The organism is Anoxybacillus flavithermus (assembly GCF_002742685.1).
Classification (GTDB): Bacteria; Bacillota; Bacilli; order Bacillales; family Anoxybacillaceae; genus Anoxybacillus; species Anoxybacillus flavithermus_E.
Genome location: NZ_PEDM01000048.1, coordinates 1 through 10,399, shown reverse-complemented (window position 1 = coordinate 10,399; position 10,399 = coordinate 1). Strand labels below are relative to the sequence as shown.

Genomic DNA, 10,399 nt, shown 5'->3' with positions numbered 1-10,399 from the left:
GCCTTCGCAGTTCGGGACTTTCACCCTATAGATTGCACCCATGCCGAGCACACCAAAATAAAGAAGAGAGCAACTCGCTCTCTTCTTATCGTTTTAACTTCTCACGCAATACCATCGGCAAAATTCCACCGTGACGATAGTAGTCGATTTCTACTTCGCTATCGAAACGAACAAGCACTTCAAATTCTTTTTTGTTTCCTTGCTCGTCTGTCGCTGTTACTTTGACGTAGTCGCGCGGTTTGACGTTTTCATCAATATGCACTTCAAATACTTCTTTACCTGTCAATCCAAGCGTCTCAGCATTTTCCCCTTCTTTAAATTGAAGTGGTAATACGCCCATAAGTACAAGGTTTGAACGATGGATACGCTCAAAACTTTCAGCAATAACGGTTTTAATACCAAGCAAATACGTTCCTTTTGCTGCCCAGTCACGCGAACTTCCCATTCCGTAGTCTTTACCAGCGATGACAACAAGTCCTGTGCCATTTTGCTTATATTTCATGCATGCATCGTAAATCGACATAACCTCGCCTGTTGGCCAATATGTTGTATAGCCACCCTCTGTACCTGGAGCAATTTGGTTACGAATACGGATGTTTGCAAACGTACCTCGCATCATGACTTCGTGGTTACCACGACGTGAACCGTACGAGTTGAAGTCTTTCGGATCAACACCTTTAGAAATTAAATATTGTCCTGCTGGTGTGTTTACACCGATCGATCCAGCTGGTGAAATGTGATCTGTTGTGACAGAGTCACCAAACTTACCAACCACCCTCAAACCAGTAAGTGGTTTGACTTCTTCCACTTCTGGCGATAATCCTTCAAAGAATGGCGGATTTTGAATGTACGTCGAATTTTCATCCCATTGATAAAGTGGCTCGTCCGTCGTTTCAATCGCATTCCACCGCGCGTTATCGTCGAATACTCGCTCGTACTCTTTACGGAATAATTCTGGTGTCACTGCTTGTTTTACAACTTCTTTCACTTCTTCTGTAGACGGCCAAATATCATTAAAGTACACATCATTTCCGTTTTGATCTTTACCGATCGGCTCATTTAATAAATCGATGTCAACTGTTCCAGCAAGGGCATATGCCACGACAAGTGGTGGCGATGCTAAATAGTTACCTTTGACGAGCGGATGAATGCGTCCTTCAAAGTTTCTGTTACCAGATAATACACTTGTTACAAGCAAATCGTTTTCTGCAATCGCTTTTTCAAGCTCTGGAGCAAGCGGACCAGAGTTACCAATACATGTCGTACAACCGTAACCGACGATGTTAAAGCCGATTTGCTCTAGGTAAGGGAGAAGCCCCGAATCCTTTAGGTACCCTGTAACGACTTTTGAACCAGGTGCAAGCGAAGTTTTTACGTATTTCGGCACTTTTAATCCTTTTTCTACCGCTTTTTTCGCTACTAAACCTGCTCCGATCAACACATATGGGTTGGATGTGTTCGTACAGCTTGTAATCGCCGCAATCGCGATCGCACCCGTTTTCATTTGTACTTCTTCACCGTTCAACGTAACGGTAATTTCTTTATCAAAATCCGCCTCAGTCAAGCCAAAACCTTGATTTCCTTGTGGAGAAACAACAGCTTGACGGAACGATTCTTTCATTTTTGAAAGCGGAATTAAATCTTGTGGACGTTTTGGTCCAGAAAGATTTGGCTCAATTTCTGATAAGTTAATTTCAACAACATCTGTAAATACAGGCTCTTGTGCATCTGGTGTATAGAACAAGCCGTTTGCTTTACAATATGCTTCAACTACTTGAACATGCTGCTCGTCACGACCTGTTAAGCGCAAGTAATCAAGCGCTTCCGCATCGACCGGGAAGAAGCCGCACGTTGCACCATATTCAGGTGCCATGTTAGCTACTGTTGCACGGTCAGCTAACGGCAATGTTGCCACACCTGGACCGAAAAATTCAACAAACTTGCCGACAACACCTTTTTTCCGAAGCACTTGTGTCACTTTTAACGCAAGATCTGTCGCTGTCGTACCGTTCGGTAATTTTCCTGTTAAGCGTACACCGATCACTTCTGGTACTGGAAAGTAGGATGGTTGTCCAAGCATGCCTGCTTCCGCCTCAATACCACCAACACCCCAACCGAGTACGCCAATACCGTTAATCATCGTTGTGTGGGAGTCTGTACCGACAAGCGTATCTGGGAACGCCTCATACTCACCATTTTCCCCTTCAATGACATGCACTACATTCGCTAAATACTCTAAGTTAACTTGGTGCACAATACCCGTTGCTGGAGGAACAGCACGATAATTGGTAAACGCTTTTTGTGCCCACTTTAAAAACTTATAGCGCTCTGCATTGCGCTCAAATTCTAAATTCATGTTATACTCGAGCGCATCTTCTGTCCCAGCTTTATCAACTTGGACAGAGTGGTCAATCACAAGATCAACAGGAATTTCGGGGTTGATTTCATACGGATCCCCACCTATGTCCGCCATTGCTTTTCGCATGGAAGCTAAATCAACAACCGCAGGGACACCCGTAAAGTCTTGCAAGATGACGCGAGATGGCTTAAACGGAACATCTACATCTTTCAGTTCACCCGTTCCCCATTTCGCTAAATTTTCAACATGCTCTTTCGTAATGACACGCCCATCAACTTGACGAAGTACTGATTCAAGAAGCACTTTAATAGAATACGGAAGGCGCGATACATTTCCGATTCCTGCTTCTTCAAGCGCTTGTAAACGATAATAATGATATTTTTTCCCGTTTACCTCGAAAGTAGAACGCGCTTGAAACACATCATTTTTCACCATTATGTATTACCCCCTTCTAACAAATCATCTTCTCCCACACCCACAAAATTCCTACGCTTTTATCTTAATACAATGCTCTACATAAGTAAATAATAATTGTTTATAAGTTTCAGATAAATGCATATTTTTTTGCCCTCTTTCCAACAATAGTTGTAGGAGGTGAAAAAAGATGGTAAAAAGAAAAGCAAATCATGTCATTCCTGGCATGAATGATGCAAGCGCACAAGGAAAAGGTGCTGGCTACAATGAGGAGTTGTCAAATGAGCCAATGACAGAAGCGCAAAAACAAAATAATAAAAAACGGAAGAAAAATCAATAATCCCGCTTGAAGCGGGATTATTCATACATGTTGACTTCGTCGACAATTGCTTGCAAATCGTGACGAAATTGTTCAAGCTGTTTTCGTTGTTTTTCTGAAGCTACTTCAAGCGCGTTATTAATTTGCTCAAACGCTTCGTTTACTTCTTGTTTTAAATGATGCAATTGACTTCCGTAATCTGCATCACTTTTTACAAGATGATCATACCATTCTTTCGCCTCCATTGTTCCTTGTTGGGCAGCTTCAAACGCTTGTTGCTTATTTTTATGATAAGGCATCTCATTCACTTCCTCTCTTTTTAATTATTATCGTGCCTATTCACGGACGAAATATGCATAAATATCGTTTATCATGCCATCATATGAAAGAAAGGAGTGTGTCGCATGAACAAAAATACAAGCAAAGATATGCACAAAAACGCCCCAAAAGGAGATAACCCAGGACAACCAGAACCGCTTAGTGGCTCGAAAAAAGTAAAAAATCAAAATCATACCCGTCAAAAGCATAACTCAAGTCACGATATGTAAAAGAGCTGACACCATTGTCAGCTCTTTTGCTTGATTCCACCATGATTTTTTTACATAATAAACGTTGAGGTGGAATGTATGCTAACAGGTTGGTTTTTATGGTTTATTTTATTTTGGGTCGTTTTTCTTCTTGTTACAATGTCAATCGGCGGATTTTTTATGTTCCGGAAATTTTTAAAACGTTTACCAAAAGAAGATGGTAAATCCGAATTAGATTGGCAACAGTATTACATTGAGCAAACGCGTCATTTATGGTCTGAAAAAGAAAAAGAACTACTTGAAGATTTAGTTCGCCCTGTTCCTGAGCTATTTCGTGATGTGGCTCGCCAAAAAATCGCTGGAAAAATCGGAGAGTTAGCGTTACAAGAGAAAGCGAATCGAATTACAGAAGATTTAGTTGTTCGTGGCTATATTCTCGCTACACCAAAACGTGATCATAAGTTTTTAATTAAAGCGCTACGAGAAAAACAAATTGATTTTACAAAATACGAACATTTACTAGCAAAAAAAAGCTAATCGCCTGTTGCTGATTAGCTTTTTTCTTTTATTTCTTGTTGAAGGCGACGATATGATGCATACATCGCCACGCGCCACGGAACAATCATCGAGAAGGCTAAAATCCAAAACATTCCCGCGAGTTCTCCGTACTCAATGGTTCGACTTAAATATGTCTTTAGAGCTAGACGCAATACGATTAAACCAACAAAAATAAAAACGAACGCTTTTGAACGTTGTAAATAAATTTCGTTGTCCCGAACTTCAAACGAAGATGTTTTAATTAACAAAATAGAAAAAAGCGCTCCAACAAAAACTGCTTCTACACATTCTAGCGTCGTTACCCGAAACATCGGATGAAGAAACATAAGAGCACCTGTGCTCATAAAAATAGGGGGTAATATAATTTTTTTGGCGTTTGTCGGTTTTTCTGCTGCTTTCATGCGAATAAAGAAAACAAGTCCAGCCATAAATACCGCAAATACCGAACTAAAAATAGCCAAAGTCAATCTCCCTTTCCCATCTTACTGTAACACTCGTTGAATGGCTTCCATGACGCGACTTTCATCAAATGGCTTTACGATAAAATCTAGCGCTCCCGCTTCAATGGCTTCAACGACCATCTTTTGTTGTCCCATTGCTGAGCACATAATAATTTTCGCGTTCGGATCATACAGTTTAATTTCCTTGACAGCTTCAAGTCCGCTCATCACCGGCATCGTAATATCAAGTGTCACCACGTCTGGCTTTAACTCCATATATAGTTCAACAGCTTCTTTTCCATTTTCCGCTTCCCCAACTACTTCATGGTTTGCTTTTTTTAAAATATTCGCTAGTGTCATACGCATAAATTTCGCATCATCCACAATTAAAATTCTCGCCATTTTCTTTCCCTCCACACCCTAAGAAACTAGAAACCTGTAAAGCCACCAAATATATTTGTCATATAGATCGTAATTTTCGTCATCCAGTCAAAAAACAATACAATCCCCATACCTATCATGACATATCCGCCGACTTTCATTAGCTTAACATGATGTCTTCGAATCCAACCCATTTTTCCAATAAAAAACGACAAAAGTAAAAACGGCAAAGCAAAACCAAGTGAGTAAGCTGTCATATAAACAACACCTAAACTTGGATTGGTCGCTGCTAGAGCAATCACCGATACTAAAATCGGACCTGTACACGGCGTCCAGCCTGCAGCAAACGCCATACCAATAAGAAAAGAGCCAATGTAACCTGATGGACGTTGTTGAAAAGATAAACGACGGTCCGTCATTAAAAAGGTTGGCTTAAAGATGCCGATAATAACAAACCCAAAAAACACCATCAATATTGCACCAATTTGCCGAATAAGATCTTGGTATATATGAAAAAAGCGTCCAAGCATTGACGTACCAAAACCGATGGCAATAAAAATAAATGAAAAACCGAGCAAAAAAAATAACGTATGTAACAAACTTCTTTTTTGTAACAATGCATAATCAGACTTTAAATCACTAACCGAAATTCCTGTAATATATGATAAAAAGGCTGGATAAAGCGGCAAACAACAAGGAGAAATAAACGACAGCACGCCTGCCCCAAACGCAACAAACAGTTGAATGTCCATATCATTGGCACTCCATTCCTTCTTCATTTAACTACATTTTATCAAAAAAATACAAATACGGGCAACAGCTTCTTTCCGTGCTAAAAAAGACACTCGTTGTGAGTGCCTTACCTTTATTTCAACTGATTGTTCATTGCTTTCATCATCTGATTGATCTTTTTTTGCGATGGTGTCATGCCCATTTGCATCATCATCATTCGAATCATTTGTTCATTAATCGGTGGATTTTTCTTTAAGTAGTTCATCATTGTTTTACGCGCAATAAAAAATCCGAGCGCAACGCCAGCAGCAAGCGCTACAATGCCTACTAAAATTATTTCCCACATATTTTTTCCTCCTTCATGTTGTCTACATTACACTATACTAAACAATGACGGTTTGTACAATATGTTCAGTAAAAAATCTTTATTCGATAATAAAACGGGGAGATGTGCTCCCCGTTTTATTATTTGCCTAGTAATGCTTTGACTCGCGCTACAACGTTTTCCACTGTAAATCCATATTCTTGCATAATTTTTTCTCCAGGTGCAGAAGCCCCAAAGCGATCAATAGCTAAAATATCACCCTCGTCACCTGTATAGCGCTCCCAACCAAGAGATGCGCCCATTTCAATAGCAAGACGTTTTTTTACATGCTTTGGAATGACGCTTTCTTTATATTCCGCCGGTTGCGCTTCAAAACGATCCCATGAAGGCATACTGACAACAGAAACATGGATGCCTTCATTCGCTAATGCTTTTTGTGCTTCTACAGCTAAGCTAACTTCCGAACCAGATGCTAACAATAATGCTTGTACTTCTCCTTGAGCTTCCGAAACAACATATGCTCCTTTTTTCACTCCTTCATACGCACGCTCTGCTGTTGTCGCTAACGTAGGAAGGTTTTGACGTGTCAACACAAGAGCAGTCGGACGATCTGTAGATTCTACAGCCAAACGCCATGCAGCAGCTGTCTCATTTGCATCTGCTGGACGAATGACACATACATTTGGCATTGCTCGTAAGGAAGCTAGTTGTTCAATTGGCTCATGCGTTGGACCATCTTCACCGACCGCAATGCTGTCATGTGTAAATACATATGTGACAGGCAATCCCATCAGCGCAGCAAGTCGAATGGCTGGACGTAAATAGTCTGAAAAGACAAAGAACGTACCGCCGTACACTTTTACACCGCCGTGGAGCGCCATACCATTTAACGCCGCTCCCATCGCAAATTCGCGGACACCAAACCAAATGTTACGACCTTCATAACTTCCTGGTAAAAAGTCTCCTGCACCTTTAATTAACGTTTTGTTTGAACCGGCTAAGTCCGCAGATCCACCTAAAAATTGCGGTACAACTTTTGCAATTGCATTCAATACTTCCCCTGAAGAAGCGCGTGTTGCTAAACTTTTTCCTTCCGCATATACCGGTAACGCTTTTTCCCAACTTTCAGGAAGTTTGCCGTCAATCGCCATGCGTAATTGCTTTGCTAAGTCTGGGTATGCCTTCTCATATTCAGCAAATAAAGCACTCCACTCTGCTTCTTTTTTCTCTCCAGTTTCTTTTACTACTTTTTCAAAATGAGCGTACACTTCGTCTGGAACATGGAAATCTTCTTCAAACGTCCATTTATATGCTTGTTTTGTTAGCTTAATTTCATCTTTCCCAAGCGGCGCACCATGTACATCTGCTGTTCCCGCTTTGTTTGGCGAACCGTAACCGATTGTTGTTTTTACCTCAATTAATGTCGGGCGTTCTAAATCTTTTTGAGCTTCATCAATAGCTCGAGCGATTTCCTCGATGTTATTGCCATCTTCTACACGAATATATTGCCATCCATACGCTTTGAAACGCTGTTCTACACTTTCTGAAAACGAAAGATTTAATTCGCCATCTAGCGAAATATCATTCGAATCATAAAGGACGATGAGGCGACCGAGTTTCAAATGTCCCGCTAGCGAAGCTGCTTCTGCAGAAACTCCTTCCATTAAGTCCCCATCACCACAAATCGCATATGTAAAGTGATTGATGATTTCGAATTTGTCTTTGTTGTACGTAGCTGCTAAATGACGTTCTGCCATCGCCATTCCAACAGCCATCGCAATTCCTTGCCCAAGTGGTCCTGTCGTCGCTTCTACACCTGGTGTATGACCGTATTCCGGATGGCCTGGTGTTTTACTTCCCCATTGGCGAAACTGTTTAATGTCTTCCATTGTGACGTCATAGCCACTTAAATGAAGCAGGCTATACAATAACATCGAGCCGTGTCCTGCCGATAATACAAAACGATCACGATTGAACCATTTTGGATTGTGCGGATTATGGTTCATAAACTTTGTCCATAATGTATACGCCATTGGTGCAGCTCCCATTGGCATTCCTGGGTGACCTGAATTTGCTTTTTCAATTGCATCAATCGACAATGTACGAATTGCTGCAATCGATAATTGTTCAATAGAGTGTGTCATCATCTTCATCCTTTCGTTTGCAAACATTTTCATCTTTTATGATATAGAAAAGTTCGTAAAATGTACAATGCTTCACAACATTTTTTTTGACAAACTGACGAAAAAAGAGAACATCTATACTCGTATGTTCTCCATGATAGGCGTATTAATGCAGGCGTTTTTTCTTACTATCCTTTAATTTTTTTGGCGTGACATCATTGCCATTTGGATCAATCACTTTTACAGCATGCAACGTTTCGATCATCGATGCTCGAAAGGCAGCAATATACTCCGCGCGAAGTTGTAGTTGCTCTTGCTTTTCTTCATCTGTAAGACCTTCCATTTTTGCTTTTTTAGCTAACGCATTAATTCGTGCTATTTTTTCAGAAGATAACATTTAGCCTCATCCTTTTGTATTTACTTCTCGCTCGTATCATCATACAAAAATTTTTCATTGTTGACAAGTTGCTCATATTCTTTGTATCGCCGATGAACAGTCGCTTTTGATACATCGTAACCAAATGAACGAAGCGTTGCAGCAATCTCAGCGAACGTTAAGCGATTTTGACGCAATCGAATAATGTCTTCAATCGGTACATCTTTCCGATCGCGGCCCGCATGTTCACCGATGTTGCGCAAATTGTTTTCGGGCCGATATCCTTTTTGAACAGCCCGTTGCATACCGCGTTTAATTTTTAAGTTATGTATTTTTCGTTGATATTCTTCAACAATACTAATAATCTCTAACACCATCGAATCCGCTTCTGATAATTGAAGCTCTCCGCGATGGCTAACGGTATACACACGAATGCCTTCTTTTTGTAAACAGCGAAGAAGAGCAATTTTTGCATTTCCTCGTCCAAGCCTTGTTTCGTCTTGAACGAGAACGACGTCGATGCGATGTTGTTTGATCGCATCAAGCAGCTCCATAATTCCTTCACGTTCAATGTCGTAACCGCTCGCCTGTTCTGCAATGACCTTGATAATATTCATTTCATATTGTTGGGCTAACTTTTCAAGCTCTTCTTTTTGTCTTTGTAACGACGTTTCTTGTGCTTGTTTTGTCGTACTTACACGACAATAAATAATTGCGTTCATCCGCCATCCCTTTCCTATGGTTTATTAGCAACAAGTTGATTTTCATGATTTGATTTTAACACAGGAATGACAATTTTCTCACCAACGATCAATTGGTCATCTGAACGCCCATTTACTTTCATCACCCATTCAATAAATTGTTGGCGCGACAACTGATGTTCGTGTTTATATTGATCTGCAATCTCCCATAATGTATCCCCGGCTGAGACGGTAATCTCAACATATCGTTCTTTATCAACAGATTGTGTTACATGTAAAAAGGCCCATACAAATAGTACACTAAACAAAACCGTCATCACATAATGTATTTTCCCCATACGACCTACCCCTCAGAACATTTGTTTGTATATATAATAACGAGAACTTTTGTTCGTGTCAACTATTTTTCGAACTTATGTTTGTATTAACATGCAAAATTATGTTATAATATAGGCAAAGATTGAAAAGGAAGAGGTGTATAATGATGACGAAATTATCAAAACGACAACAACAAATTTTGGATTTTATTAAACAAGAAGTGCGCACAAAAGGGTATCCACCGTCAGTAAGAGAAATTGGGGAAGCAGTTGGTTTAGCCTCTAGTTCTACCGTCCACGGACATTTAGCTCGTTTAGAAAGTAAAGGCTTCATTCGACGCGATCCAACAAAACCTCGAGCTATTGAGATTTTGGACGAGCACGAATCCATCCCGAAAACCAATGTCATTAATGTTCCGATCGTCGGAAAAGTGACAGCCGGACAACCAATTACTGCAATTGAAAACATTGAAGAATATTTCCCTCTTCCAGAACGGTTCGTCTCACCAGATGATCAAGTATTTATGTTACAAATCGTCGGAGAAAGCATGATTGAAGCCGGTATTTTAGACGGAGACTATGTGATCGTTCGTCAACAGCAAACCGCCAATAATGGAGATATCGTTGTGGCGATGACTGAAGAGCATGAAGCGACAGTGAAGCGTTTTTTTAAAGAAAAAGATTATATCCGTTTGCAACCAGAAAATTCAGCAATGGAACCAATCATTGTCCAAAACGCTACAATTTTAGGAAAAGTCATAGGTGTATATCGTGCAATTCATTAAGAGAAATCGAGTAGGAGGAGGTGATTAACCTCCGTCCTCTCA

At 40.4% G+C, this 10,399-nt stretch carries 14 protein-coding genes; 4 read left to right on the top strand and 10 right to left on the bottom strand.

Annotated elements, in window-relative coordinates; genetic code table 11:
* Positions 1-85 precede the first annotated feature (85 nt).
* The gene (gene acnA / locus CS060_RS13350) at positions 86-2,794 is read right to left on the bottom strand and encodes an aconitate hydratase AcnA (RefSeq protein WP_035050717.1); all 2,709 of its coding nucleotides are present in this window, start codon (positions 2,792-2,794) and stop codon (positions 86-88) included.
* A gap of 169 nt (positions 2,795-2,963) precedes the next feature.
* On the opposite strand from acnA, the gene sspO reads away from it, so the two are divergent.
* The gene (sspO, locus tag CS060_RS13345; protein WP_035050716.1) at positions 2,964-3,113 is read left to right on the top strand and encodes a small acid-soluble spore protein SspO; all 150 of its coding nucleotides are present in this window, start codon (positions 2,964-2,966) and stop codon (positions 3,111-3,113) included.
* 17 nt (positions 3,114-3,130) lie between these two features.
* Here the strand turns inward: sspO and CS060_RS13340 are convergent, their stop codons facing one another.
* Positions 3,131-3,391 carry a hypothetical protein gene (locus CS060_RS13340; RefSeq protein WP_035019584.1) on the bottom strand — a complete coding sequence of 87 codons (261 nt, stop codon included), beginning with the start codon at positions 3,389-3,391 and terminating at the stop codon, positions 3,131-3,133.
* Positions 3,392-3,496: 105 nt separating this feature from the next.
* Here CS060_RS13340 and CS060_RS13335 point away from each other — a divergent pair, with 105 nt between their 5' ends.
* The gene (locus CS060_RS13335) at positions 3,497-3,640 is read left to right on the top strand and encodes a small acid-soluble spore protein P (RefSeq protein ID WP_035050715.1); all 144 of its coding nucleotides are present in this window, start codon (positions 3,497-3,499) and stop codon (positions 3,638-3,640) included.
* Positions 3,641-3,718: 78 nt separating this feature from the next.
* Positions 3,719-4,156, top strand: a complete 438-nt coding sequence (locus CS060_RS13330; protein ID WP_035050714.1) for a DUF2621 domain-containing protein — start codon at positions 3,719-3,721, stop codon at positions 4,154-4,156.
* Between the two features lie 14 nt (positions 4,157-4,170).
* Here CS060_RS13330 and CS060_RS13325 read toward each other — a convergent pair whose 3' ends face one another.
* From CS060_RS13325 to yneA, 8 genes are all read right to left on the bottom strand, one after another.
* Positions 4,171-4,638, bottom strand: a complete 468-nt coding sequence (locus tag CS060_RS13325; RefSeq protein WP_035050713.1) for a CcdC family protein — start codon at positions 4,636-4,638, stop codon at positions 4,171-4,173.
* Positions 4,639-4,659: 21 nt separating this feature from the next.
* Positions 4,660-5,019, bottom strand: coding sequence for a response regulator (locus tag CS060_RS13320; RefSeq protein ID WP_035050712.1), 360 nt, complete (start codon positions 5,017-5,019; stop codon positions 4,660-4,662).
* Between the two features lie 26 nt (positions 5,020-5,045).
* Positions 5,046-5,750, bottom strand: a complete 705-nt coding sequence (locus CS060_RS13315) for a cytochrome c biogenesis CcdA family protein (RefSeq protein WP_099669043.1) — start codon at positions 5,748-5,750, stop codon at positions 5,046-5,048.
* 113 nt (positions 5,751-5,863) lie between these two features.
* The gene (locus CS060_RS13310) at positions 5,864-6,076 is read right to left on the bottom strand and encodes a YneF family protein (RefSeq protein WP_035050710.1); all 213 of its coding nucleotides are present in this window, start codon (positions 6,074-6,076) and stop codon (positions 5,864-5,866) included.
* Positions 6,077-6,195: 119 nt separating this feature from the next.
* Positions 6,196-8,199, bottom strand: coding sequence for a transketolase (tkt, locus tag CS060_RS13305; protein ID WP_035050719.1), 2,004 nt, complete (start codon positions 8,197-8,199; stop codon positions 6,196-6,198).
* 145 nt (positions 8,200-8,344) lie between these two features.
* Positions 8,345-8,575, bottom strand: a complete 231-nt coding sequence (locus tag CS060_RS13300) for a DUF896 domain-containing protein (protein WP_035050709.1) — start codon at positions 8,573-8,575, stop codon at positions 8,345-8,347.
* Between the two features lie 20 nt (positions 8,576-8,595).
* Entirely contained in the window at positions 8,596-9,276 is a 681-nt protein-coding gene (locus tag CS060_RS13295) for a YneB family resolvase-like protein (RefSeq protein ID WP_099669042.1), read from the bottom strand.
* Between the two features lie 14 nt (positions 9,277-9,290).
* Entirely contained in the window at positions 9,291-9,593 is a 303-nt protein-coding gene (gene yneA, locus CS060_RS13290; RefSeq protein ID WP_035050707.1) for a cell division suppressor protein YneA, read from the bottom strand.
* Between the two features lie 146 nt (positions 9,594-9,739).
* Here yneA and lexA point away from each other — a divergent pair, with 146 nt between their 5' ends.
* Positions 9,740-10,357, top strand: a complete 618-nt coding sequence (gene lexA, locus CS060_RS13285; protein ID WP_035050718.1) for a transcriptional repressor LexA — start codon at positions 9,740-9,742, stop codon at positions 10,355-10,357.
* Positions 10,358-10,399 lie beyond the last annotated feature (42 nt).